Annotated in this window: 26 protein-coding genes and 4 tRNA genes; 11 read left to right on the forward strand and 19 right to left on the reverse strand. The window is 70.5% G+C overall.

What is annotated here, in order from left to right; all coding sequences use genetic code 11:
- Positions 1-390 precede the first annotated feature (390 nt).
- The 8 genes from rplL to ACGF3I_RS22435 form a co-directional block, all read right to left on the reverse strand.
- Positions 391-774, reverse strand: coding sequence for a 50S ribosomal protein L7/L12 (gene rplL / locus ACGF3I_RS22400; protein ID WP_393134619.1), 384 nt, complete (start codon positions 772-774; stop codon positions 391-393).
- Between the two features lie 113 nt (positions 775-887).
- Positions 888-1418 carry a 50S ribosomal protein L10 gene (gene rplJ / locus ACGF3I_RS22405; protein WP_053731188.1) on the reverse strand — a complete coding sequence of 177 codons (531 nt, stop codon included), beginning with the start codon at positions 1416-1418 and terminating at the stop codon, positions 888-890.
- A 296-nt stretch (positions 1419-1714) separates the two neighbouring features.
- Positions 1715-2650, reverse strand: coding sequence for a hypothetical protein (locus tag ACGF3I_RS22410; RefSeq protein ID WP_393134621.1), 936 nt, complete (start codon positions 2648-2650; stop codon positions 1715-1717).
- A 187-nt stretch (positions 2651-2837) separates the two neighbouring features.
- Positions 2838-3560 (reverse strand): 50S ribosomal protein L1, encoded by a 723-nt coding sequence (rplA, locus tag ACGF3I_RS22415; protein ID WP_189963093.1) that lies wholly within the window; start codon positions 3558-3560, stop codon positions 2838-2840.
- A gap of 88 nt (positions 3561-3648) precedes the next feature.
- A complete protein-coding gene (gene rplK, locus ACGF3I_RS22420) occupies positions 3649-4083 on the reverse strand; it encodes a 50S ribosomal protein L11 (RefSeq protein WP_053731185.1) in 435 nt (144 codons plus the stop codon).
- Between the two features lie 180 nt (positions 4084-4263).
- The gene (gene nusG, locus ACGF3I_RS22425; protein ID WP_393134623.1) at positions 4264-5232 is read right to left on the reverse strand and encodes a transcription termination/antitermination protein NusG; all 969 of its coding nucleotides are present in this window, start codon (positions 5230-5232) and stop codon (positions 4264-4266) included.
- Between the two features lie 74 nt (positions 5233-5306).
- A complete protein-coding gene (gene secE / locus ACGF3I_RS22430; RefSeq protein ID WP_053731183.1) occupies positions 5307-5603 on the reverse strand; it encodes a preprotein translocase subunit SecE in 297 nt (98 codons plus the stop codon).
- Positions 5604-5709: 106 nt separating this feature from the next.
- A tRNA-Trp gene (locus ACGF3I_RS22435) sits at positions 5710-5782 on the reverse strand.
- 259 nt (positions 5783-6041) lie between these two features.
- Between ACGF3I_RS22435 and ACGF3I_RS22440 the strand changes: the two genes are divergently transcribed.
- Entirely contained in the window at positions 6042-7280 is a 1239-nt protein-coding gene (locus ACGF3I_RS22440) for a pyridoxal phosphate-dependent aminotransferase (protein WP_393134625.1), read from the forward strand.
- A 139-nt stretch (positions 7281-7419) separates the two neighbouring features.
- Positions 7420-8439 carry an adenosine deaminase gene (locus tag ACGF3I_RS22445; RefSeq protein ID WP_393134627.1) on the forward strand — a complete coding sequence of 340 codons (1020 nt, stop codon included), beginning with the start codon at positions 7420-7422 and terminating at the stop codon, positions 8437-8439.
- 179 nt (positions 8440-8618) lie between these two features.
- Here ACGF3I_RS22445 and ACGF3I_RS22450 read toward each other — a convergent pair whose 3' ends face one another.
- The gene (locus tag ACGF3I_RS22450) at positions 8619-9263 is read right to left on the reverse strand and encodes a TetR/AcrR family transcriptional regulator (RefSeq protein ID WP_393134629.1); all 645 of its coding nucleotides are present in this window, start codon (positions 9261-9263) and stop codon (positions 8619-8621) included.
- 99 nt (positions 9264-9362) lie between these two features.
- Here ACGF3I_RS22450 and ACGF3I_RS22455 point away from each other — a divergent pair, with 99 nt between their 5' ends.
- On the forward strand, positions 9363-9995 hold the full coding sequence (locus ACGF3I_RS22455) for an NAD(P)-dependent oxidoreductase (RefSeq protein WP_393134631.1): 633 nt from the start codon (positions 9363-9365) through the stop codon (positions 9993-9995).
- Positions 9996-10030: 35 nt separating this feature from the next.
- Here ACGF3I_RS22455 and ACGF3I_RS22460 read toward each other — a convergent pair whose 3' ends face one another.
- The 8 genes from ACGF3I_RS22460 to ACGF3I_RS22495 all read right to left on the reverse strand — a co-directional run bounded on the left by ACGF3I_RS22460 (position 10031) and on the right by ACGF3I_RS22495 (position 14862).
- Positions 10031-11158 (reverse strand): UDP-N-acetylmuramate dehydrogenase, encoded by a 1128-nt coding sequence (locus tag ACGF3I_RS22460; protein WP_393134633.1) that lies wholly within the window; start codon positions 11156-11158, stop codon positions 10031-10033.
- 2 nt (positions 11159-11160) lie between these two features.
- A complete protein-coding gene (locus tag ACGF3I_RS22465) occupies positions 11161-12609 on the reverse strand; it encodes a DHA2 family efflux MFS transporter permease subunit (protein ID WP_393134635.1) in 1449 nt (482 codons plus the stop codon).
- A gap of 84 nt (positions 12610-12693) precedes the next feature.
- The gene (locus tag ACGF3I_RS22470) at positions 12694-13254 is read right to left on the reverse strand and encodes a TetR/AcrR family transcriptional regulator (RefSeq protein ID WP_393134637.1); all 561 of its coding nucleotides are present in this window, start codon (positions 13252-13254) and stop codon (positions 12694-12696) included.
- Between the two features lie 112 nt (positions 13255-13366).
- Positions 13367-13801 (reverse strand): MaoC family dehydratase, encoded by a 435-nt coding sequence (locus tag ACGF3I_RS22475; RefSeq protein WP_393134639.1) that lies wholly within the window; start codon positions 13799-13801, stop codon positions 13367-13369.
- Position 13802: 1 nt separating this feature from the next.
- Complete coding sequence (locus tag ACGF3I_RS22480; RefSeq protein ID WP_393134641.1) at positions 13803-14255, reverse strand: MaoC family dehydratase N-terminal domain-containing protein; 453 nt, start codon at positions 14253-14255, stop codon at positions 13803-13805.
- A 164-nt stretch (positions 14256-14419) separates the two neighbouring features.
- Positions 14420-14584, reverse strand: a complete 165-nt coding sequence (rpmG, locus tag ACGF3I_RS22485; RefSeq protein ID WP_003956487.1) for a 50S ribosomal protein L33 — start codon at positions 14582-14584, stop codon at positions 14420-14422.
- 88 nt (positions 14585-14672) lie between these two features.
- Positions 14673-14745 (reverse strand) — tRNA-Met (locus tag ACGF3I_RS22490).
- A 44-nt stretch (positions 14746-14789) separates the two neighbouring features.
- Positions 14790-14862: transfer RNA gene (locus tag ACGF3I_RS22495), tRNA-Thr, on the reverse strand.
- A gap of 245 nt (positions 14863-15107) precedes the next feature.
- Here ACGF3I_RS22495 and ACGF3I_RS22500 point away from each other — a divergent pair.
- Together ACGF3I_RS22500 and ACGF3I_RS22505 are read left to right on the forward strand one after the other, a co-directional pair.
- On the forward strand, positions 15108-16379 hold the full coding sequence (locus ACGF3I_RS22500) for a hydrolase (RefSeq protein WP_393134643.1): 1272 nt from the start codon (positions 15108-15110) through the stop codon (positions 16377-16379).
- 80 nt (positions 16380-16459) lie between these two features.
- The gene (locus ACGF3I_RS22505; RefSeq protein ID WP_393134644.1) at positions 16460-17116 is read left to right on the forward strand and encodes an SDR family oxidoreductase; all 657 of its coding nucleotides are present in this window, start codon (positions 16460-16462) and stop codon (positions 17114-17116) included.
- A gap of 19 nt (positions 17117-17135) precedes the next feature.
- On the opposite strand, the gene ACGF3I_RS22510 is transcribed toward ACGF3I_RS22505, so the two are convergent.
- Positions 17136-17807 carry a hypothetical protein gene (locus tag ACGF3I_RS22510; RefSeq protein ID WP_393134646.1) on the reverse strand — a complete coding sequence of 224 codons (672 nt, stop codon included), beginning with the start codon at positions 17805-17807 and terminating at the stop codon, positions 17136-17138.
- Positions 17808-18649: 842 nt separating this feature from the next.
- On the opposite strand from ACGF3I_RS22510, the gene ACGF3I_RS22515 reads away from it, so the two are divergent.
- The 3 genes from ACGF3I_RS22515 (at position 18650) to ACGF3I_RS22525 (ending at position 22045) form a co-directional block, all read left to right on the forward strand.
- Positions 18650-18991, forward strand: a complete 342-nt coding sequence (locus ACGF3I_RS22515; protein WP_393134648.1) for a hypothetical protein — start codon at positions 18650-18652, stop codon at positions 18989-18991.
- A gap of 226 nt (positions 18992-19217) precedes the next feature.
- Positions 19218-19832, forward strand: a complete 615-nt coding sequence (locus ACGF3I_RS22520; RefSeq protein WP_393134721.1) for an ABC transporter ATP-binding protein — start codon at positions 19218-19220, stop codon at positions 19830-19832.
- The gene (locus tag ACGF3I_RS22525; protein ID WP_393134650.1) at positions 19829-22045 is read left to right on the forward strand and encodes a hypothetical protein; all 2217 of its coding nucleotides are present in this window, start codon (positions 19829-19831) and stop codon (positions 22043-22045) included. Before ACGF3I_RS22520 ends, ACGF3I_RS22525 begins: the two co-directional genes overlap by 4 nt.
- A gap of 305 nt (positions 22046-22350) precedes the next feature.
- Here ACGF3I_RS22525 and ACGF3I_RS22530 read toward each other — a convergent pair.
- Positions 22351-22432 (reverse strand) — tRNA-Tyr (locus ACGF3I_RS22530).
- Positions 22433-22656: 224 nt separating this feature from the next.
- Between ACGF3I_RS22530 and ACGF3I_RS22535 the strand changes: the two genes are divergently transcribed.
- The 3 genes from ACGF3I_RS22535 to ACGF3I_RS22545 all read left to right on the forward strand — a co-directional run bounded on the left by ACGF3I_RS22535 (position 22657) and on the right by ACGF3I_RS22545 (position 24416).
- Entirely contained in the window at positions 22657-23145 is a 489-nt protein-coding gene (locus ACGF3I_RS22535; protein ID WP_100578076.1) for a YajQ family cyclic di-GMP-binding protein, read from the forward strand.
- 96 nt (positions 23146-23241) lie between these two features.
- A complete protein-coding gene (locus ACGF3I_RS22540; RefSeq protein ID WP_393134652.1) occupies positions 23242-23751 on the forward strand; it encodes a methylated-DNA--[protein]-cysteine S-methyltransferase in 510 nt (169 codons plus the stop codon).
- Complete coding sequence (locus ACGF3I_RS22545) at positions 23748-24416, forward strand: alpha-ketoglutarate-dependent dioxygenase AlkB family protein (protein WP_393134654.1); 669 nt, start codon at positions 23748-23750, stop codon at positions 24414-24416. The genes ACGF3I_RS22540 and ACGF3I_RS22545 overlap by 4 nt, the downstream gene beginning before the upstream one ends.
- The last annotated feature ends 5 nt before the right edge of the window (positions 24417-24421 follow it).

The following is a 24421-nucleotide window of genomic DNA, read 5'->3' on the forward strand; positions in this document are numbered from 1 at the left end:
ACACCCGCGTTGCTCTTCTCAAGTACCTCGATACCTCGGTCAGCCGTGCGCCGCGCAGACGCAGATAAGTACTGCCCTCTTCGCCGCCGATCCATGCCTCGGATCCGGATCGTTGTGACGACGCGTCCTGAGAATTGCGCGCTGCGTGCGGTTCGTCAAGACCCCTCCGCTCCCCGGAGATCGCCGCGGGAGTCGTTACGGGGGTACGCCTGCGTCCTCGCCGAGCAGACGGCGAAGATCACCTTACTCCCCGCGACGGCCCGTGCAAGGCAGGCGTCGCGGGTACGCCGAAGGGCGACCACCCGGATGGGTGATCGCCCTTGGCGGTGTCCAACGGCGCGCGAACGCGCCTGCGGGACGGTTGCGGGCCCGCGTGGGACCCGCGAGGTGTTACTTGACCTCGACCGAGGCGCCGGCGGCCTTGAGGGACTCGGCAGCCTTGTCAGCGGCCTCCTTGGCGACCTTCTCGAGGACCGGCTTCGGGGTGCCGTCGACGAGGTCCTTGGCCTCCTTCAGACCCAGGGAGGTCAGCTCGCGCACGACCTTGATGACCTGGATCTTCTTCTCGCCGGCGCCGGTGAGGATGACGTCGAACTCGTCCTGCTCCTCGACGGCCTCGGCGGCGGGGCCACCGGCGGCGGGGCCGGCAACGGCGACGGCCGCGGCGGCGGTGACGTCGAACTTCTCCTCGAAGGCCTTCACGAACTCGGAGAGCTCGATGAGGGTCATCTCCTCGAACTGGGCGAGCAGGTCTTCCTGGCTGAGCTTCGCCATGATGGGCGATCCTTCCACTAATTCGGCGGGTGCCGGATGTACATGTAGGCGGGCGTACGTTCGGCCCGCTGCGACCGCGTCCCTAGAGGGCCGCGATCAATGCGCGAGCCGAATTACTCGGCACCGCCCTGCTCGGCGAGCTTGACGCGAAGCGCTTCCGCGGTGCGGACGAACTTCGACGGCAGCGCCTGGAGGAGCGAGGCAGTCTGCGACTGCTTGCCCTTGAACGCGCCGGCCAGCTTGCTGAGCAGAACCTCGCGGGACTCGAGGTCCGCAAGCTTCTTGATCTCATCGGCGGACAGCGCCTTGCCATCAAGGACACCGCCCTTGATGATCAGGTTCGGGTTCTCCTTGGCGAAGTCACGAAGACCCTTCGCCGACTCCACCGGGTCACCGGTGATGAAGGCAACCGCCGTCGGACCGTTGAACTGGTCGTCGAGCGAAGTGATCCCGGCCTCGTTGGCCGCAATCTTGGTCAGCGTGTTCTTCACCACGGCGTACTGGGCGTTCTCACCGAGCGAACGACGCAGCGTCTTGAGCTGCGCCACGGTGAGACCCCGGTACTCGGTCAGCACGGCGGCGTTCGAGCTGCGGAACTGGTCCGCGAGCTCGGCTACCGCGGCAGCCTTGTCGGGCCTTGCCATAGAGCGTCGGCCTCCTTCCGGGTGATGAGGACCGCTCAGAAGGGGCTGGACAAAACGAAACGCCCCGGCGCAGGCGCACGGGGCGTAGCTCAACCAGCTGTACTCAGAAGAGAAACATCCGGGAACTTTCCACGGTCACCTGCGCGGGTCGTCCGCATCCAGCGGATCCTTCGGCCACCGCCCCTTCGATTGAAGGCACGGCAACGACCAGCGGTCTTTGGCTTCTGGGAGAGCGTACGTCACGTCGTCCGGGTCAGGCAAATCCGCCCGGACGGGACGCGGGAACGGGCGCCCGCTCAGGCGTCGGGGCCCGAACCGCCGCCGTCGCTGCCGCCGTCCCCGAGGTCGGGGCCGAGGTCCTTCATCGCGTCGGCGAAGTCGTACGTCTCCCCCGCCGGGGGCGCCTGGACCGTGGTCTTCGTGCCGTAGTCCGAGTAGTGCGAGCTCAGCGAGAGCCTGCCCTGCGGGCTGTCGACGCCGACGTTCATCCGTACCGGATAGCCCGCCTTGTTGATCCAGAGCTCGGTGTCGTACCCCTTGATGCCGGCCGTCCGCATGCCGTCGACGAACTTCTGCCGGTCCTGCCCGGACATCCCGTCCGCGCTCCGGGTGGCGGCCATCTCGTCCAGCGTCAGGGTGCCCTTGTAGTGCTCCGCCGGGGCGCCGTCGATCTGCTCGGTGCCCAGGTGCTTCACGTTCGGCGAGTCGGTCAGGAGGGCGAGCTGCTGGGCCGGGTCCTGGTTCTGGGCGCCGCCCGTCAGCTGCTGGACGAGCCCCCCGTCGCCCTCGTCGGCGAGCGCGCCGAGGTCCATCCGCATCCAGCGCCTGCCGTCGGTCTTCTTCGCCGACTCGGCGCCCATGTCCATGTAGAGGACGTTGTTCACCAGGACCGTACGGACCGTGTCCGGTGTGCCGGGCCGCTCCTTGAGGGCCGCCGTGGTCGTGGTGATGTCCATGGACGCGGGGTTCCAGGCCTGGACGCCGGACAGCTCCATGTCACCGGCGCCGGGCGCCACGGACGGCATGGCGACCTTCATGGTGACCTTCGCCGAACCGGCCGCCGAGGTCTTCTGGTACGCCGCCCGCAGCGCCAGGCGCACGTCCGCCCGGCCGGCGTCGCCGCTCGGGCTGTCCGCGGCCTTGTCGTTCCCGCTCCGGCAGCCGGCCGCGCCGGCCACCAGGACGGCGACCGCCGCCAGGGATATTCCGGCGCGCTTGGCGGACCTGCTCATGTCGTCCCCACCCCATGGATCGTCAGTCGGAAGATCGCCACCACCGTAGCCCAGGGGTCCGGACGGCGGGCCCGCCAAAAAGACCGGCCCCCGCGCCTCTGACGAGGTGCGGGGGCCGGTCTCGGTGTCCAGGTGCGTCTCAGCGGAGCTGCGACGCGGAACCCGCGACTGCCGGTGATCCCAGGGATCAGACGGCGGCCGGGTCCTCCTCGACGAGGAGGTTGCGGGTGCGGTTCTGGTCCAGGGTGATACCGGGGCCCATCGTGGTGGTGATGGTCGCCTTCTTGATGTACCGGCCCTTGGCGGCGGACGGCTTCAGACGGAGGATCTCCTCCAGAGCCGCACCGTAGTTCTCCACCAGCTTGGTGTCGTCGAAGGACACCTTGCCGATGATGAAGTGCAGGTTCGAGTGCTTGTCGACGCGGAACTCGATCTTGCCGCCCTTGATCTCCTCGACCGCCTTGGCGACGTCGGGGGTGACCGTGCCGGTCTTCGGGTTCGGCATCAGACCACGGGGACCGAGCACGCGGCCGAGGCGGCCGACCTTGCCCATGAGGTCCGGGGTGGCGACGACGGCGTCGAAGTCCAGACGGCCCTTCGAGACCTCGTCGATGAGCTCGTCGGAGCCGACGATGTCGGCGCCCGCGGCAAGCGCGGCCTCGGCACGGTCACCGGTCGCGAAGACCAGGACCCGGGCGGTCTTACCGGTGCCGTGCGGGAGGTTCACGGTGCCACGGACCATCTGGTCGGCCTTGCGCGGGTCGACACCCAGGCGGAAGGCGACCTCGACGGTGCCGTCGAACTTGGTCGTGGAGGTCTCCTTGGCGAGACGGACGGCCTCGAGCGGCGCGTACAGCTTGTCCGCGTCGATCTTCGCGTCCGCAGCGCGGAGAGTCTTGCTGCGCTTCACTTCTGCTCCTGTTTTTGTTCAGGCGTGGAGTCGTGGTGCGGGCCAGCGCTTGGCCCTACCACTGGAGGTCAAACGGGGTGAGCTGAGATCAGCCCTCGACCGTGATGCCCATGGAACGGGCGGTGCCGGCGATGATCTTCGACGCGGCGTCCAGGTCGTTGGCGTTCAGGTCGGCGAGCTTCGTCGTGGCGATCTCGCGGACCTGGGCCTCGGTGATCTTCGCGACCTTGGTCTTGTGCGGCTCGCCGGAGCCCTTCTCGACACCAGCGGCCTTGAGGATCATCTTCGCGGCCGGCGGAGTCTTGGTGATGAAGGTGAAGGAGCGGTCTTCGTAGACCGTGATCTCCACCGGGATCACCCAGCCACGCTGCGACTCGGTCGCCGCGTTGTAGGCCTTGCAGAACTCCATGATGTTGACGCCGTGCTGGCCGAGCGCGGGGCCGACCGGCGGGGCCGGGTTCGCCGCACCGGCGTTGATCTGGAGCTTGATAAGCCCCGTGACCTTCTTCTTCTTGGGAGGCATTGCTCTCTCCGGGTCCTAGTGAGAGTGAACCGCCTTCATCCGATCAACCGGATGGAGGCATACCGCACAACGATAACGGGTATAGCTGCGCGGCTAAAAACCGAGCAGGTCAGAGGGGCTGCGAGAGCTCCTCTGACCTGCTCGGAAGTGCTGGTTCCGGAAGGGGCGCGGCCGGGGCCGCTAGTTCTTCTGGATCTGGTCGAAGCTGAGCTCGACCGGGGTCTCGCGGCCGAAGATCTCGACGAGGCCCTTGACCTTCTTCGAGTCGGCGTTGATCTCGTTGATCGTCGCCTGCAGCGTGGCGAACGGGCCGTCGGTGACGGTGACCGAGTCGCCCACCTCGAAGTCCAGGACCTGGACCTCGACCTTGCGCTGCGGAGCGGGCTTGCCCTCGGCCTCGGCGGCCTCACGGGCGGCCTTCTCCTCGGCCTCGGGGGCGAGCATCTTCACGATCTCGTCGAGGGTCAGCGGGTACGGGTCGTAGGCGTTGCCCACGAAGCCGGTGACACCGGGGGTGTTGCGGACGACGCCCCAGGACTCGTTCGTCAGATCCATGCGGACGAGAACGTAACCGGGCAGCTTGTTCTGCCGGACGTTCTTGCGCTCGCCGTTCTTGATCTGGACGATCTCCTCTTCGGGGACCTCGGCCTGGTAGATGAACTCCTCGACGTTCAGCGAGACGGCACGCTGTTCGAGGTTGGCCTTCACACGCTTCTCGTAACCGGCGTACGTGTGGATGACGTACCACTCGCCGGGCAGGAAGCGGAGCTCCTGGCGCAGGGCCTCGACCGGGTCGACCGGCTCGGCGGGCTCCGCCGGCTCCTCGGCCTCGTCCTCGGCGGACTCGTCGTCGCCGTCCTCGACGGAGGCCTCGGCCTCGTCGTCGGCGTCCTCGTCGGCCGCGTCCTCGTGGGAGGCCTCGGCGTCGTCGTCGGACTCGGCTTCGTCGGACTCGGCTTCGTCGGACTCGGTCTCGTCGGAGGGCTCGTCGTCCTCGGACTCGACGTGCAGGGCAGCCTCTTCGGCCGCTTCGCCCGCAGCGGCGTCGGCAGCCTCGGCCTCGTCCTCGTCGGCCGCCTCGATGATTTCGAGCTCGTCCTCGACGGACTCGACCGACTCGGAGGCGTCGTTCAGGTTCGGGTCAGACACGGTGGCTGCTTCTTCCTGGCTACAGATCGGGTGGAACATGCGAAAGGGGCGCCGATGAGGGGCGCCCTTCGCGATCAGCCGAAGACGTATTTGACGACCTGCGAGAAGCCGGAGTCAATCAACGTCACGATGCCGATCATGATCACGACGAACACGATCACCACGGAGGTGTACGTCGTCAGCTGGCTGCGTGTCGGCCAGACAACTTTACGGAGCTCGGCAACGACCTGCCGGTAGAAGAGCGCGAGACGGCCCAGAGGGCCCTTCTTGCCGCGCTTGCCGCCCTTGCGGGCCTTCTTCTTCGAATCCTTGGACTCCGCTGCCTCGTCCTGGGCATCAGGCATGTCGATGGAGCCCACGGCGTCCGTCACGCTACTCACCTGATTCCGGGTCATGGCCGTGCCGCGCCCGGTGGAGCCGCACGGCGGTGCATTGAAGTACGTACATGCGCACACAACCTGGCGAAGGTGTGTGTAGCAGGGCCGGAGGGACTTGAACCCCCAACCGCTGGTTTTGGAGACCAGTGCTCTACCAATTGAGCTACGACCCTTTGTGGTTCCCCCAACCTACCGCATGTGGTGGTGTGGTCGGTGAGGGCCAACAGGCAGTGAGTGTACGTGGTCAGGGGCCCGGCGTCGAACAGCTTGCCCGCCGACACCTCCCGGGCGCCTCCCCGCCGTCCCCGGAACGGGCCGGGATCCGGGCCGGGAGCCACGGCGGAAGGGCGTGCCCCGTACTCCTGTCCGGATGCTGACCGTTCCGTGGAACGCGGGTGCCCGGGCCGTCGGAGGTCTGGGAGCATGGCCCGCATGAGCGCTGCAACTCCCCCGCCTTCCTCCCCCACCGAGCGCCGGGTCTCCGCGCGCATCGGTGCCATCTCCGAGTCCGCGACCCTCGCCGTCGACGCCAAGGCCAAGGCCCTCAAGGCCGCCGGGCGTCCGGTCATCGGCTTCGGCGCGGGTGAGCCCGACTTCCCGACGCCCGAGTACATCGTCGACGCCGCGGTCGAGGCCTGCCGCAACCCGAAGTACCACCGCTACACCCCGGCGGGGGGCCTGCCCGAGCTGAAGGCCGCCATCGCCGCCAAGACGCTGCGCGACTCCGGGTACGAGATCGACGCCTCGCAGGTCCTGGTGACCAACGGCGGCAAGCAGGCGATCTACGAGGCCTTCGCGGCGATCCTCGACCCGGGTGACGAGGTCATCGTCCCGGCCCCGTACTGGACCACCTACCCCGAGTCGATCCGCCTTGCGGGCGGCGTCCCGGTGGACGTCGTGGCCGACGAGACGACCGGTTACCGGGTGTCGGTGGAGCAGCTGGAGGCGGCCCGTACGGAGCGGACGAAGGTCGTCCTGTTCGTCTCGCCCTCCAACCCGACCGGCGCCGTCTACAGCGAGGCCGACGCCGAGGCGATCGGGCGCTGGGCCGTCGAGCACGGCCTGTGGGTGATGACGGACGAGATCTACGAGCACCTGATCTACGGCAGCGCCACGTTCACCTCGCTGCCGGCGATCGTGCCCGAGCTGCGCGACAAGTGCATCGTCGTGAACGGTGTCGCCAAGACCTTCGCGATGACCGGCTGGCGGGTGGGCTGGGTCATCGGCCCCAAGGACGTGATCAAGGCGGCGACCAACCTCCAGTCGCACGCGACGTCCAACGTGAGCAACGTGGCGCAGATCGCGGCGCTCGCCGCCGTCTCGGGCGACCTCGACGCGGTCGCGAAGATGCGGGAGTCCTTCGACCGGCGCCGCCAGACCATGGTGCGCATGCTGGGCGAGATCGACGGCGTGGTCTGCCCCACGCCCGAGGGCGCCTTCTACGCCTACCCGTCGGTCAAGGGCCTGCTCGGCAAGGAGATCCGGGGCAAGCGCCCGCAGACCTCCGCCGAGCTGGCCGCGCTGATCCTGGACGAGGCCGAGGTCGCGGTCGTCCCCGGCGAGGCCTTCGGCACCCCGGGCTATCTGCGGCTCTCCTACGCGCTGGGCGACGAGGACCTCGTCGAGGGCGTCTCGCGCCTCCAGAAGCTGCTGGCCGAGGCGCGGGACTGACGCCCCGCCGGATCGTTCCGCTTGGACGGGCCCCGTCACGGGGCCCGTTTTCGCGTCCGGGGCCGTTTCTGCGTTCGGGACGGGTCCCGATCGGGGAAAGGGGCTGCCGGAATCCGGCCAGGTGGGGCAGGATCCCTGGATGGAGCACGTACGTGATGTCTCTGCACTGCCGAAGGCCCATCTGCATCTGCACTTCACCGGGTCCATGCGGCCCGCCACCCTGCTGGAGCTCGCCGACAAGTACGGTGTGCGGCTGCCCGAGGCACTGACCGGGGCCGAACCGCCGAAACTGCGGGCCACCGACGAGCGCGGCTGGTTCCGCTTCCAGCGCCTGTACGACACCGCCCGGTCGTGCCTGCGCTCCCCCGAGGACATCCAGCGCCTGGTGCGCGAGGCCGCCGAGGAAGACGTACGGGACGGCTCCGGCTGGCTGGAGATCCAGGTCGACCCCACCTCGTACGCCCCGCTGCTCGGCGGGCTCATCCCGGCCCTGGAGATCATCCTGGACGCGGTCGACTCGGCGTCCCGCGAGACCGGGCTCGGGATGCGCGTCGTGGTCGCGGCGAACCGGATGAAGCACCCCCTGGACGCGCGCACGCTGGCCCGGCTCGCGGTCCGCTACGCCGATCGCGGGGTGGTCGGATTCGGCCTCTCCAACGACGAACGCCGGGGCATGGCACGGGACTTCGACCGCGCCTTCGCGATCGCCCGCGAGGGCGGGCTGCTCGCGGCCCCGCACGGCGGCGAGCTGTCCGGCCCCGCGTCGGTGCGGGACTGCCTCGACGATCTGCACGCGCGGCGGGTCGGGCACGGGGTGCGCGCGGCGGAGGACCCCCGTCTGTTGCGGCGCCTCGCCGAGAAGGGCGTCACCTGCGAGGTGTGCCCGGCGTCCAACGTCGCCCTCGGCGTCTACGAGAAGCCGCGGGACGTGCCGCTCCGCGTCCTGTACGAGGCCGGGGTGCCGATGGCCCTGGGGGCGGACGACCCCCTGCTCTTCGGCTCCCGCCTGGCGGCCCAGTACGAGATCGCCCGCCGCGACCACGGCTTCACCGACCCCGAACTCGCGGAACTGGCCCGCCAGTCCATCCGGGCCTCGGCCGCCCCGCAGGACGTCCAGGCAAAACTCCTGAACGAAGTGGACACCTGGCTGACCACCTGACCCCGCCCCGCGGCCTGAGGGGCGCGGGGAACTGCGCGAGAAGCGACCACGGTCCGCACACGACCGACGACCCAGGGGCGCGAGGAACTGCGCGAGAAGCGACCACGGTCCGCACCCGCAAGCGGGTCTAGGGGCGCGGGGAACTGCGCAACCGGCCCAGCCCGGCCCGGCCGAGCCGCTCAGCCAGTACCCCGCACGCCAATACCCCGCAGCACCACCCGAACCACCCCCCGGGCAAACTCCTCCAACCCCCGCGGCCCCACCCCCGACGGAGTCATGTCGTACGCGAACGCCCGCTGCGCGCAAGCCCCCAGCAGCAGGGACGCGGCCGCGTACGTGTCCGCGTCCGCGGCAACCCGCCCCGCCCGCTGCTCCGCACGGAGATACGCGTCCACCCCGTCGATCGGCAGATGCGGCCCCGCCCCCAGCTCCCGCAGCGCCTCGTCGTGGCGCCGCTTGAGCTGCGGATCCGCGTACAGCGAGGCCGCGATCGGGAAGCTCTCGGCGTAGAACAGCGCCGCCTGCCGGGCGATCTCCGTGAGGTTCTCCTCCAGCGACCCCTCCCCGGGCGCCGCCGCCAGCCGCTCCACCAGCGTCTCCAGCTGCGGCAGCCGCTCCCGCAGGACCGTCACGAACAGGTCCTCCTTGCTCGCGAAGTGCTTGTACAGCGCCGCCTCCGAACACCCCGCCGCCTTCGCGATCTCCTTCGTCGTGGCGCGGGCGAGACCGATGGTCAGCATCAGCTCGTACGCGGCGGAGACGATCCGGACCCGCGCCGGAGGCGGCTGCGGGGGCGAGGCGGGCTGCGACGGCTGCGACTTCATGGCCGCCCTCCAAATGGGCTTGACGGGTGGGTGAGCACTTACTCACTCTAGAGGAGTGCGAAGTGAGTGAATACTTACCCACCCCAGGAGGGTGACGCCATGAGGCTCACGGTTTTCGGTGCCACGGGAGGCATCGGCCAGGAGATCGTCCAGCAGGCCCTGAGCGCGGGGCACGAGGTCACCGCGGTGGTGCGCGACCCGTCCGGGTTCGCCGTCACCGGCCCGGCCCTCGCGGTGTTCCGCGCCGACCTCACCGCCCCCGAGTCCCTGCGCGAGGCCGTGGCCGGCCGGGACGCGGTCCTGTCCGGGCTCGGCGCCCGCAAGCGCGCGGACGCCGGGATCACGACCCGGCTCACCCGGTCGGTGCTGGCCGCGATGGAGGCGGAGGGGACACGCCGGCTCGTCGTGGTGAGCGCGGCCCCGGTGGGCCCCGAGGCCCCCGGTGACGGGCTGCTCGACCGCACGATGCGGTCCATGATCAGCGCGGTCCTGAAGGACGTGTACGCCGATCTCACCGCGATGGAGGCCGAGTTGGCGGCCAGTACGACGGACTGGACCTCCGTGCGTCCGCCCAAGCTCACCGACAAGCCGCTCACCGGGACGTACCGCCGGGTCGTCGGCGGCACCCCCGGGGCGGCCCGCACCATCTCCCGCGCGGACGTGGCCCACGCGATGCTGGGCTGCCTGGACGATCCCGCGACGGTGAAGCAGGGGGTGGGGGTGGCGTACTGAGCCCCGGCCGAGGGCGCCGGAACCCCGTGGCCCGCCTAGATCTCCACCCCGACCGCCACCGGCTCGTTCACCAGGGTCACGCCGAAGGCCAGCTCCACGCCGGCCACCACGTCGCGGGCCAGGGCCAGCAGGTCCTCGGTGCTCGCGCCGCCGCGGTTGGTCAGGGCGAGGGTGTGCTTGGTGGAGATGCGGGCAGGGCCCGACCCGTACCCCTTGGTGAACCCCGCCTTGTCGATGAGCCACGCGGCCGAGGTCTTGGTGTGGTCGGCGCCCACGGGCCAGGCCGGCGGCGCGATGTCCGCGCCGAGCCGCTCCTGGGCGCGGGTGAGGAACGCCGCGTACGCCTCGTTGGTGAGGATCGGGTTGGTGAAGAACGAGCCCGCCGACCATGTGTCGTGGTCCTCGGGGTCCAGCACCATGCCCTTGCCGGCGCGCAGCTTCAGCACGGTCTCGCGGGCGGTGGCGGCCGGGACGCGGTCGCCGGGCTCGACGCCGAGGGTGCGCGCGGTCTCGGCGTACTTGACCGGCGCGGACAGGCCCCCGGCGTCCTCCAGCTCGAAGACGACGCGCAGGACGACGTAGCGGTCGGGGTGCTGCTTGAAGCGGCTGTTGCGGTACGAGAAGTCGCAGGCGGCGTTGGACAGCGTCACGGTGGCGCGGTCGTGGCGGTCGTACGCCACGACGTGCGTGATGGTGCTGGAGACCTCCTGGCCGTACGCCCCGACGTTCTGGATCGGGGTCGCACCCGCGGAGCCCGGGATGCCGGCGAGGCACTCGATGCCGGCGAGCCCGGCCTCGACGCTGCGGGCCACGGCGTCGCTCCACACTTCGCCCGCGGCGAGTTCGAGGCGGGTGCCGTCGAGTGCGAAGCCGCGGGTGGCGATGCGCAGCGCGGTGCCGGCGAAGCCCTTGTCCCCGATGAGCAGGTTGCTGCCGCCGCCGATGACCAGGAGCGGGGTGCCGCTGTCGTCGGCCTCGCGCACGGCGGCGACGACCTCGTCGTCGGTGACGGCGGTGACCAGCCGGTCCGCCGGGCCGCCGAGGCGGAGGGTGGTCAGGGGGGCGAGGGGGGCATCGTGAAGTTCCTGCACGGGGTCCAGCGTACGGGGGCGGCGGGCGGGGCCGGGGCGGGGCCGGGGCGCGGGTCGGCCCCGCCCGCGCACGGCTACCCCACCAGCTCCCGCTCCGCCGGCGAGGAGACGGCCGGCCGGGCCGGTGCGCCCCGGCGCGGCAGCAGCACCGCGGCCAGGGCCGCCAGCGCGACCGCCCCCGCGCCCACCCACAGCGCCGGGCCGAGCCCGTCCGCGAAGGCCTGCGCCGACCCGTACCCGCCCTGCGCGGAGAACACGGAGGCGAGGACCGCGATGCCGAGCGCGCCCCCGACCTCGCGCAGCGCGTTGTTCGCACCGGAGGCGATGCCCTGCTCGGCGGGCCGCACGCTGGACATCGCCAGGTTCGCCGCCGGCGCGAAGTACATGCCCATCCCGACCCCGCTGACGATCAGCGCCGGCAGCTGCGCCCCGTAGGACACGTCCGGTGCCATGATCACGGCGAACCAGGCGAGCCCGGCGGCCTGGAGCGCGAGGCCGGTCGCGACGACCGGGCGTCCGCCGATCCGGTCGGACAGGTAGCCGGCGATCGGCGCGGCGATCATGGGCATCCCGGTCCACGGCAGCATCCGCAGGCCCGCCTCGGTCGGCGAGTAGCCGATGACGTTCTGCAGGAACTGGCTGAGCAGGAAGATCGAGCCGAACATCCCCGCGAACATCAGCAGGCTCGCCGCGTTGATCGCGGAGAACGCCCGGCTCCGGAACAGCCGCATCGGAAGCATCGGGGCGGCAGCGCGCGTGCCGTGGACCACGAAGCCCACGAGGAGCGCCCCGCCCGCGACCAGACCGGTGAGCACGGTCGCGCTCGTCCAGCCGTCCGGGTTGCCGCGGATCAGCGCGTACACGATCCCGAACAGCCCCCCGCTGGCCAGCACCGTCCCCACGATGTCGAGCCGGGCCCCGGCGCCGTACGACTCCTTCAGGCGCAGCCGGGCCAGGGGCAGGGTGAGCAGGCCGAGCGGCACGTTCAGCCAGAAGATCCACTGCCAGGAGGCGTGCTCGGTGAGGGTGCCGCCGATGAGCGGCCCGGAGGCCACGGCCACGCCGTTCACGGCGCTCCAGATCCCGTACATCATGCCGCGCCTGGCGGCGGGCACGGCCGCGGTGAGCAGGGTGAGGGTGAGCGGCATCATGATCGCGGCGCCCACCCCCTGGACCGCGCGGGCCGCGATCAGCCCGTCGATCCCGGACGCCAGGGCCGCTGCCGCCGAGGCACCCGTGAAGATCGCGAGGCCCGCGACGAAGAGCCGCCGGCGCCCGAACCGGTCCCCCAGCGCCGCCCCGAACATCAGCAGCACGGCGAAGGTGAGGGTGTACGCGCTGACCGTCCATTCCAGGTCGTCCAGGGCTCCCCCGAGGTCCTCCCTGATCGAGGGCAGCGCGGTGGTCACGACCAGGTTGTCCAGCGCCGCCATGAACCCCGCCACGCTCGTGACGACCAGCGCCCACCCCGCGCCGCCCCCGCGGCCGCGCTCTCTCTCCACCGGTTCCGTCTGCTGGGCCATCGCTCCCCCTGAGTGATTAGTTATCGCTTACTAAGTTTCTGAGGCATGACCGAAGCCCGGGACCGAGCCCGGGACCGGCGTCCCTTACGCCCGCTTCGGCGCGGCCGCGTCGTGGAATCCCGCCCACATCCGGTCCTCGGGCGGGAAGCCGAGCGCGACCAGGGTGTTGATGAGCATCCCGTACGCCAGGAACGTCGTCGTCCCGGAGTCGTCCGCGCCGCCGGCCAGGTGCACCGTGTCGTACAGCTCCGTCCACCCGACCCGAATCGCCGCGCCGAACTCGTGGTCGCCCGCCGCCTCGGCCGTCGCCGCGGCCACGTACATCTGCATCTGGAGGAGCAGCTTGTCGCGGTCCTCGGCGATGAGGTTCCGGTACGCGGCGCCCATGGCGTGCAGCGCCTCCTCGCCCTCCAGGCCCTCGGACGCCTCCCGGAACACCGTGACGGTCTCCTCGATGCAGCGGCCGGCCGCCGCCAGGAAGATGGCCTGCTTGTTCGCGAAGAGGCGGAACAGGTACGGCTGCGAGACCCCGACCCGCTTGGCGATCGCCTCGGTGGAGGTGCCGTGATACCCGCCGCGCGCGAACTCGACCATCGCCGCGCGAATGACGCTCTCGCGCCGCTCCTCTGCGCTCATCCTGACCATACGAGCAAGTTAGTGGTCAATAACTAAGTACGCAACCCATTGCTGCACGAGGGGCCCGCGCTGCACGAAGGGCCCGGAGGCTGGTGCCCCCGGGCCCTCGGCTCTGCCCGTCTCAGGCCAGGCGCACTACGGCCCGGGACATGCCGAGCACCTTCTGGCCCGCGCTCATCGCGGTGAGGTCGACGCGTACGGTGCGCGCCTCGTCGTCGAGCTTGGCCGCCACCTTGGCGGTGACCTCGATCAGGGCGCCCGTGTCGTCGTTCGGGACGACGACGGGCTTGGTGAAGCGCACCCCGTACTCGGTCACCGCACCCGGGTCGCCGACCCAGTCCGTGACCACGCGCACTGCCTCCGCCATCGTGAACATGCCGTGCGCGATGACGTCGGGGAGCCCGACCTCCTTCGCGAACTTCTCGTTCCAGTGGATCGGGTTGAAGTCACCGGAGGCGCCCGCGTACTGCACGAGCGTGGCGCGGGTCACGGGAAAGGAGCCGCCCGGCAGTTCGGTGCCGGTCTCGACGTCCTCGTAACGGATCTTCGCGGTCATCTCAGGCCCCCTCGGCCGCTCGCGACACCAGCTTCGTCCAGGCGGTCACGACGTGCTCGCCGGCCTCGTCGTGGACCTCGCCCCGGATGTCCAGGATGTCGTTGCCCGCAAGGGACTTGATCGCCTCGATGGTCGAGGTGACGGTCAGCCGGTCGCCCGCGCGGACGGGTCGGTTGTACGCGAACTTCTGGTCGCCGTGCACCACCCGGCTGTAGTCGAGACCCAGCAGCGGGTCCTGGATGACCTGGCCCGCGGCGCTGAACGTGATGGCGAACACGAAGGTCGGCGGCGCGATCACGTCGGTGTGGCCGAGCGCCTTGGCCGCCTCCGGGTCGGTGTAGGCCGGGTTCTCGTCCCCGACCGCCACCGCGAACTCGCGGATCTTCTCGCGGCCCACCTCATAGGGCGCGGTGGGCGGATAGGTCCGCCCCACGAAAGACTGGTCGAGCGCCATCGGCGGGCTACCTCCTGGATGAGGGACGAGGGTGGTGATGTGTCGGTACCGAGAATCTAGCCGCCGGCCGTCCCGGCGGTCCCATACCGATCGGCAACGCCGAGAGGCCGCCCCCCGGTATGGGGAACGGCCTCTCGAACGAGCCTGAGTGCCAGACGCCGTGGTTAGCGGGTCTCGCGGTGCGCGGTGTGCGAGTTGCAGCGCGGGCAGTGCTTCTTCATCTCAAGACGGTCCGGGTTGTTACGCCGGTTCTTCTTGGTGATGTAGTTCCGCTCCTTGCACTCCACGCAGGCCAGCGTGATCTTCGGGCGGACGTCGGTGGCAGCCACGTGAGTGCTCCTTGACGGACGGGTTGACGGATGAACGCATAAAAGAGTAGCCGATCGAAGGACCGACCCCACAATCGGCTACCGTGTGTAGCGGTGACCGGACTTGAACCGGTGACACAGCGATTATGAGCCGCTTGCTCTACCGACTGAGCTACACCGCTTTGATACGGATTCCCTCACCCGAAGGTGAGGGCTTCCGCACCAGAGCCCCAATACGGAATCGAACCGTAGACCTTCTCCTTACCATGGAGACGCTCTACCGACTGAGCTATTGGGGCGAGCGAGGAAGACATTACACGCTCTCTCGCCGATCGCCCAAATCCGTTCCGTGCCGCCCCACGTGCGGCCTTCCGGGCCGCCGCCCCACGGGTCCCGTAGGCCACTCAGGGCCACACCGGTACGACTATTCGGCACCTCCTCGATGCACGCGTTGGCCGCCCCTAGGCTCGCCTCACGCTGCGTGATCATGCCCGCCCGAACTTGATCACCCGAGCTTGATCACCCGAGCCCGATCAGGAGCGCGATGTCCGACAGCCACCAGCAGCCGGCCCACTCCCCCGGCACCGGCGAAGGCCCCGACCCCACCCCCGGCACCTCCCTGCTGCTGTGCGGCGCCCGGCTCGCCGACGGGCGCACCGTGGACGTACGGCTCGGCGGTGGGCGCATCGAGGCGGTGGGCACCACGGGCAGTCTCGCCGCGCACGGCTCCTCCCGGGTCGACCTGGGCGGCTTCCTGCTGCTGCCCGCCCCCGCCGAACCGCACGCCCACAGCGACACCGCGCTGACCGCCCTCAGCGCGGAGGGGCCCGTGTCGTACGCCGTCGACGAGGTCCAGCGCCGGGCCACCGAGGCGGCCCTGCTCCAGCTCGGCCACGGCGCGACCGCCCTGCGCTCGCACGTGCGCATCGACGAGGTCGGCGGGCTCGACCCGCTGGAGGCGGTGCTCCAGACCCGGCGCTCCCTGCGCGGCCTCACCGAGCTCGCCGTGGTCGCCGTGCCCCGGCTGCTCACCGGTGTGGCCGGCGCCGACGGGCTCGCCATGCTGCGCGACGCGGTCAAGATGGGCGCCTCGGTGGTGGGCGGCTGCCCCGATCTGGACGCCGACCCGGCCGGCTACGCCGAGGCCGTCCTGGAGCTCGCCGCCGAACACGGCTGCGCCGTCGACCTGCACACCGACGCCGCCGACCCGGCGCGTCTGGCCCGGCTCGCCGCGATGGCGGGCGGCCTGCGGCCCGGCGTCACGGTCGGCCCCTGCGGCGGCCTGTCACGTCTGCCGCGCGACACCGCGGCCCGCGCCGCCGACCAACTCGCCACCGCGGGCGTCTCGGTGACGTGCCTGCCGCAGGGCGGATGCTGCATGACGGACCGTCACGGCACCGCTCCCGTACGCCTGTTGAGGGCAGCTGGAGTACAACTCGCCGCCGGGAGCGGTGCGTTGCGCGACGTGTCCAACCCGGTCGGGCGGGGCGACCCCCTGGAGGCCGCCTACCTCCTCGCCTCCCAGGCGGGCATGCGCCCCGAGGACGCCTACGCCGCGGTCAGCTCGGTGGCCCGCGCCGCGATGGGCCTGCCGGTGGTGCGGGTCGAGGCGGGGTTCCCCGCCGAGCTGCTCGCCGTGCGCGGTGAACGCATCGCGGGCGTCCTCTCGCTCGCCTACAGCCGCATCGTCATCCACCGCGGCCGGGTGGTGGCCCGCACGAGCGCGGTGCGCGAGTACTGCGACTCGGCCGCGGCCGTCGCCCTCGACCTGCCCCGCCAGGGCCGCGCGGAGGCGGGGCGCGGGGAAGCGGGCTGAGGCGCGGGCGGGTGGACCGAGCCCGGCGGAGCGGGGTCGCTCCCGGGCGGGCGGTCTCATCTCCGCGTACCGTCGTGACCATGCGCATTGTCATTGCTGGAGGACACGGTCAGATCGCGCTGCGGCTCGAACGCCTGCTGGCGGCGCGCGGCGACGAGGTGGCGGGCATCATCCGCAGGCCCGAGCAGGCGGACGACCTGCGCGCGGTGGGCGCGGAACCGGTCGTCCTCGACCTGGAGTCCGCCGCGGTGGACGAGGTCGCCCGGGCGCTCCAGGGCGCGGACGCGGTGGTGTTCGCGGCGGGCGCGGGCCCGGGCAGCGACGCCGCGCGCAAGGAGACGGTGGACCGGGGGGCGGCCGTACTGCTCGCCGACGCCGCGGAACGGGCGGGCGTACGCCGGTACGTGATCGTGTCCTCGATGGGCGCGGACTCCGCCCACCAGGGCGACGACGTCTTCGACGCCTACCTCCGCGCGAAGGGCGCCGCCGACGACGCCGTGCGCTCCCGCCCCCACCTGGACTGGACGGTGCTGCGCCCCGGCATGCTGACGAACGACGCGGGCAAGGGCCTGGTGACCCTGGCCGCCTCGACGGGCCGCGGCACGATCCCCCGCGACGACGTGGCCGCCGTCCTGGCCGAACTGGTCGACTCGCCCGCGACGGCGGGCCTGACCCTGGAACTGATCAGCGGCTCGGCGCCGGTGACGGTGGCGGTGAAGGGCGTGGCGGGCAACTGAGCCGCCCGGCGCCCCGGGCTCAGGACTTGGGGGCGGTGACCTCCACCGGTGCACCGAAGTCGCGCAGGGTGAGGACGTTCTTGACCGATGAGCCGTCGGGCGCGAAGAACGCCTGCTCCACGTGGACGACCCGCCCCTTGCCGTCGACCCAGACGTCGCTCGCCACGGACGCGATCCCGTCGAGGTGACCGCCGGCGACCGGGTCGACCTCCTTGAGGTCCGCGGGCGTGATCCGGGCGGACAGCCGCCGCGTCGGGCCGGTCCCCTCGTCGTCGCCCGCCACGGCACGCGCCCCGTGGTCGAGGAGGAGGCGCGCGTAGCCGGGCAGGTTGCCGGTCGGTATGCCGCCCTCCGCCGTGGACGCGTCGAACAGCTGCCAGGAGCCACCGGCCGTGGGGCGCCGGTAGACGTGGGCCGCCGTCATCACGACGTCCTCGCCCGGATGCCCCTTGACCTCGTCGGTCAGCCGCCCGGTGAGCCCCGCGCCGAGGTTGATCCGGCCCTGGGCGAGGTAGACCTGGGCACCGTCCTGGAACGAGGTCGCGCGCAGCTGGGCGGAGCGGGGAGCGGGATCCGCCGCATCGAGGAGCGTGCCGGCGTCCGCGGGCGCGGCCTCGCCGGAACCCCCGCACCCGGACAGCAGAAGCCCCGCCAGCCCGGCCCCCGCCACCACAGCCCACCGCACGCGCATCCCGCATCCCCTCGCCAACTCCGCCGGTCCCCCTCGGGCCGGGCCCCGCGACTGTAGGCGGCCGCCACCGTCTCCGGTGCGCCGGGGCACCCGTACGGCGGGCGTCACCCGCTGCCGTCTGCGTCTGGCATGCCGTGCTCCGGACGAAAGCTGCTCGGGCATACCCCACGGCTGAAGAGCAGCCGCCGCCCTCCTTCTCCTGACCGCAGCCGAGTTGATCGAACTCGGGGCGCAACTCCATGAGCTGCTCTTTGAGTTCGCCGGCTACCAGGCAGCGATGGCCGGCTGGGACCCGGAGGGGTTCATCGATCCGGCCGAGCTTCAGCGCGAAAACGGCGCATACCTGGTTGCGGAGAACCGCCAAGCCCGGCCCTTTCCGAGTCGCCGCACAGCCAGCCGATCGCCACGGGCTTCGAACGCTCCGTCCAAGGGGTTCGGATGGATCCCGTACCGGGGCGAGCGGCCATCGGGCTGACCGCTGATCCAGACGACAGGTATCCCCCGCGGCGCCCGGATCGCGCGATGGCTCCGACGCAGGGCAGATACGCGTGCCCAGGCATGGCAAGTGGCCGGGAATGATCGGCGTGTCGAAAAGATGCGCCCGAATGACGTGGAAGATGGGCCAGAACAGGCCAGCAATACATCGATCCGCTTCCCAGGTTTACAGAGAACTTACCTTGCCTTTACTGGAATCCCGGATGGCGTCCGCTTCTCGGGATGAGGTTGTTTCGGCCGCGCGAGTCGCAAAGAAGGTTGCCCGCACACCTGAATGGTCTTTACGTTGTGGCCTGATCAAGAAGGCACGGCAGGGGGCCGAGCCTTCAACAGGGGAGGGGTAAGAAATGAAGAAGGCAATCGTGGGGCTTGTCGTCGCAGGCGCCGCACTGGTCGGAGCGTCGCCGGCGTCGGCCGCGTTCGAGAGCTACTCGCCGAGCGGCAAGATGGGCGCGTGGACGCAGGCAAGCGACACTCAGGTCGCGGTGGAGGCCCACAAGACGGGCGTGAAGGGATTCGCGAACTACTACCGCACCACGGACCCGAGCAGCTACTACACCCTGTGGAACAAGACGGGGATCGTCGACAACCGCGCCTACAGCAACAAGGGCGGCCAGGTCACCAATCTGCGTGCCTGCAACTGGGTGCCGGACAACGATGACGAGTGCGCCCGCTGGGAGCGCGGCTGATATTCCGGGCGGTCTGACACCTCAGCCGCCCGGTTTTTCTCCCATCGGCAAGCAAGGCGGGAAGGGTGCAGATGAGGGGCTCTTCCCGCCCAGTGCGGTGGCACATGCAATAACAAGAGAGGGTTCCGTGGGGCGGCGGGGTAGGGGCGAAGTGGCTGCGGGCGGGCCTGTGTTGAATGTCAGTGGGCTGCGTTATCAAGTGGCTGACCGGGTGCTCCTGGACGGCGTGGACCTTCAGGTACGGGCTGGGAACTCCGCTGCGGTCACGGGGCCGAGCGGCAGCGGGAAGAGCACGTTCCTGGGGTGTGTGCTGGGACTGATCCGGCCGTCGCAAGGAACGGTCGAAGTGGCGGGCCTGGACGTCGCGAGGATGCGGCAACGGGCCCTTGAGCGTCACCGCAGCCAGCACATCGGCGTCGTGTTCCAGTTCGGCGAGTTGCTGCCGGAACTGACCCCGGTGGAGAACGTCGCGCTGGCCGCGCTGCTGGCCGGGGCACCTTCTCAGCAAGCGTACGAGCAGGCGGAGCGCCTGTTGAGGGAACTGGGCGTTCCTTACAGCGGGGTGCCGACCGGACAGCTCTCGGGCGGGGAGCGGCAGCGCGCGGCTGTGGCCAGGGCGCTGGTCAATGAACCCGCGGTGCTGCTGGCGGACGAGCCGACCGGGGCGCTTGATGCCGCGACCCGGGACAGCGTGGCGGAGCTGTTGTTCGAGGTGCCCCAACGTTGGGGATGCGCACTGGTCGTGGTCACGCACGATCCCGAGGTGGCCGAGCGTGCCGATGTGCACGTCGAGCTGAGGAACGCCAGGTTCGTACCGCACGGCCCGGCGGTGAGGCCATGAAACGGCGTTCGCTCGCGTGGCAGTTGCTGCGGATGGGCCGGGCGGCGGGCAGGCGGGTCGGTGGCGGGCAAGTACGGGCTGTCGCGCTGTTGTTGGCGACCGCGGTACTCGCGCTCTGCCTGTCGGCCGTGGCGGCGACGTTTGCCGCGTATGACGGCATCGATCGCCGAACGGCTGACCGCGGTGTGCAGTACCACGACGCCCACCCCGACGAGCCCACGGTGGCCCTGGCGAACCCTGACTTCGACGATCTCGGAGGGCGCCAGTTCAGCCTCGTCTACATCCGCCCTCAGTCCCCGAGCATGCCGCTGCCGCCTGGCGTTGACCACTGGCCCGGACCGGGAGAGGTGCTGCTGTCGCCGGCTCTGGCCAGGGCACTGGACAGCGCGGGCACTCCGGACCGGTACGGCAGGACCATCGGAGAGATCCGTGTCGAGGGTCTCGCCAGCCCCGGTGAGCGCTATGCCTACGTCAACCCCACCGACCGGCAGTTGAACGAGAAGAGGTTCCTTCCCATTGTCGGCTTCGGTGACGGCGCGGTCACGGGCGACAAGATGTTCATCGCCGACCGCGGACGTCTCCTGACCGCCCTCTACCTGATCCTGCTGCCTGCCGCCGTACTGATCCTCGTAGCGGTACGCATGGGCTCAGCGGAGCGGGACCGGCGCACGGCACTGGTCAGCGCGCTCGGCGGCGGTCGGCAGCACCGCGCGCTGCTCAACCTCGGCGAGGCCGCACTGCCGGTGACGGCGGGCGCGGGGCTGGGCATCCTCCCAGCACTCGGTGCGATGGCGTACGGCGATGTCCGGCTGCCCTGGATCAACTACTGGCTGTCTTCGGTGGACCTGCGACGCTGGTGGGAAGCGATCGCGACCGCAGGAATCGCAGCCGCCGCGGTGCTCCTCGTCCTGGTCTGCTTCGTGCACCGCCCGGCCAAGCGACGCAAGGCCCGCTCGACGCGGCTGGCCGCACACCGAAGCCGACTCGTTCAGTGGGCCGCCCTGGCCTGCCCGGTACTGATCTTCGCGACGGTCTGGGGCCCGGCGACGCTGGATCCGGAGGAGTACTCATCTCTCCGGATGCAGCTCTACAACACGGGCGTGGTGGCAGTCATGGCGACCCTGCCGTGCACGGTCGCGGTCGGTGCCGCCGCCCTCGGCCCACGGCTGGCCCGCTGGTCACGGCGTACCGGAGACACCGGGGCGCTTGTCTCCGGGCGGCACACAGCCGCCCACCCGGGAGTGACCGCCCGCCTGGTCGCAGGCATCGGCATAGCTCTCATACTCGTCAGCCAAGTGCAGTTGAAGAACGCCCAGTTCGGAGAGAACGCGCGGGCGGCCCAGGCCACGGCGGACCGGGTGGGTGACCGTGTGCTGCTGATGAAAGTCACCGACCAGCTCACCCCGAACCAGGTCGGCTCCCTCCTCGACCGGTTGCCGACCGGGGTGGAGACGCTCGCCATCTACCGCCCTGAGCGTCCGAGTTCCTCTGCCGCGGCTCGGATTCAGGGCCCCTGCCAAGCCCTGCGAGCCGTACGCCTCACCTGCTCGTCGCAGCCGCAGACCGTCTCGTCCCGCACAGCGGATCAGCGCCTCGTCGAAACCCTGCGCTGGATCAGCCCAGTGGTGGACCACTTCGAAGTGCGGCAGGCAGCTGCGCAGCCCGTGCAGTCGGCAAGAGCGCCCGAAAAATACGTCCTGGTATCCGCGGACGGAAAGGCCGTGCCCCAGGAGGAGATCAAGCAGCTCCTCAGGAACACCCTGCCGCTCGGCGCCGTCACTGCCGAGACACCCGGCAGCGGATGGCTCGTGGGCGCCAAGGAGACCGTCGCACACGGCAGATGGGTCCTGTTCTTCGGCGTACCCGGCGTGCTGATCGTCGCCCTCGCCGTCGCGCTGGCCAACCTCGCCGAATTCATGGGGTTCAGTCGCAACCTCGCCCCGCTGAGCGTTCTCACCGGCCGCCGGAAGGTCTATTACTCCGCCGCCGCCTGGGCACTGCTCGTGCCGCTGCTCGCCGCGATCGTCACGAGCGGCATCGCGGCGACGTGGCTGGCTGCACCCCAGGAACGAGCGGCCGACGGCATCGAACTTTCCGGCAGCATTCTCGGCGTCACAGCCGCCGCGCTGGCCGTTCTGGCTGTCCTCACCTGGTGGTGGGGCGCGCGAGCGGCGATCCGCCGGTCCGTCCAGTGGCGGCCCTATGGCGAGTAACCCCTAGCCCGACCACATCCCTGGTGACGTGCGATTCCGCGGGTCACCAGGGGCCTTCCTCCGCGTGGCGACGCCAGGATTTGAACCTGGATAGGCCAAGCCGACGCATCCCAAGCGGATGCGCTCTGCTACCGCTGTAGGCCTGCACCTGCCCACAGTCTTCCGAGGCCCCGCTCCAGTCGCCGCAATGCTGCTCTCGAAGCAGCGACCGCCCGGCAGGACCGGTACGGCACACATCGTCTTCGCCCCAAGCAACGCAGAAACCCCCGGTGACCTTCTCAGGTCACCGGGGGTTTCACCCAGTGTGGCGGCGCCAGGATTCGAACCTGGGTAGGCAGAGCCGACGGATTTACAGTCCGTTCCCATTGGCCACTCGGGCACACCGCCATGGGATGTCGCCCGGTTCCCGCTTTTCGGCGGTGCTCCGTGGCAACGACGTAAACGATACCCGATGCCCAGGGGTGCTTCGCCACCCCATTGATCAGCACGGGGGCGGGCACGGGGTGACTAGGCTTTGGGGCGGTGGTTCGGCAGTGGGGCCGGGTCGCCGCGCGTGCGGCCGCAGGGCTCGTGCGCACCCGACACACACCCGAACCAAGGAGCCACAGGACATGGCCGACTCCAGTTTCGACATCGTCTCGAAGGTCGAGCGGCAGGAGGTCGACAACGCCCTCAACCAGGCCGCGAAGGAGATCTCGCAGCGCTACGACTTCAAGGGCACGGACGCCTCGATCTCGTGGTCCGGCGAGAAGATCCTGATGCAGGCGAACGGCGAGGAGCGGGTCAAGGCGATCCTCGACATCTTCGAGACCAAGCTGATCAAGCGCGGCATCTCCCTGAAGTCGCTGGACGCGGGCGAGCCCCAGCTGTCCGGCAAGGAGTACAAGATCTTCGCCTCCATCGAGGAGGGCATCTCGCAGGAGAACGCCAAGAAGGTCGCGAAGGTCATCCGCGACGAGGGCCCCAAGGGCGTCAAGGCGCAGGTGCAGGGCGACGAACTCCGCGTCTCCTCCAAGAGCCGCGACGACCTCCAGGCCGTCCAGGCCCTGCTCAAGGGCAAGGACTTCGACTTCGCCATCCAGTTCGTGAACTACCGCTGACCCCTCCCCCGCCCCCGGACGTAGTGTCCGAATTCCGCCAGCGCCGCCGCCTCCGGGGTCGCAGACTCGATGTCGTACGCAAGGAAGGAAAGTGCGATGACTGTCTACGCGACCCTTGAGAGCCCCCTGGGCGAGCTCCTGCTCGTCGGGGAGGAGTCCGCCACCGCGCCGGGCGGGACCGCGCTGGTCTCGCTCTCCGTGCCGGAGCAGAAGGGCGGTGCCGTCGTCCGGGACGGGTGGCGGCGGGCGCCCGGCGCCTTCGCCGGGGTCGCCGCCCAGCTGGAGGCGTACTTCGCCGGGGAGCTGACCCGTTTCGACGTCGAGTACGCGGCCGGCGCCCCCGGCACCGACTTCCAGCGCCAGGTCTGGGCCGAGCTGGAGGCCATCAGCTATGGGACGACGGTCTCGTACGGTGAGATCGCCCGGCGGATCGGCGCCTCCTCGGTGAAGGTGCGGGCCGTGGGCACCGCGATCGGGCGCAATCCGCTGCTCGTGGTGCGGCCCTGCCACCGGGTGATCGGTTCCGACGGCTCGCTGAAGGGCTACGCCGGCGGCCTGGAGCGCAAGCAGGTGCTGCTCGGGCTCGAAGGCGTCCGCGCGCGGTGAGCGGGGGACTGTTCCGGCTGCCCCGGCCCGAACGGGTCGAGGTGGCGCCCGGCGCGGTCCATGTGCCGGGGTGGCTGTCCCTGGAGCGCCAGCGCGAACTCGTCACCGTCTGCCGGGAGTGGGCCAGGGGCCCCGTCCCGATCCACCGGACCGTGCTGCCGGCCGGCGGGGTCATGTCCGTGCAGACCGTGTGTGTCGGATGGCACTGGCAGCCCTATCGGTACACCAGGACCGCGGGCGATGTGAACGGGCTGCCGCCGGCCCCGTTCCCCGACTGGCTCGGCGAGTTGGGGCGCTCGGCGGTGGCCGCCGCGTACGGGGACGCTGCTGCGGCCGAGCGCTATCGCCCGGACACCGCGCTCATCAACTTCTACGACGGCGCCGCGAAGATGGGGCTGCACCAGGACAAGAACGAGAAGTCCGGTGCGCCGGTCGTCTCGCTCAGCATCGGGGACAGCTGCGTCTTCCGGTTCGGCAACCCCGAGACCCGCGGACGGCCCTACACCGATGTGGAGCTGGTCTCCGGCGACCTGTTCGTCTTCGGCGGGCCCTCCCGGTTCGCCTACCACGGCGTACCCAAGGTGCTGCCGGGAACGGGTGAGCCGGCCACGGGTCTCGCCCGCGGCCGGCTCAACATCACCCTGCGCGACACCGGCCTGGCCTGAGGGGC

It is taken from the genome of Streptomyces sp. NPDC048111, assembly GCF_043202815.1.
Lineage (GTDB): Bacteria > Actinomycetota > Actinomycetes > Streptomycetales > Streptomycetaceae > Streptomyces.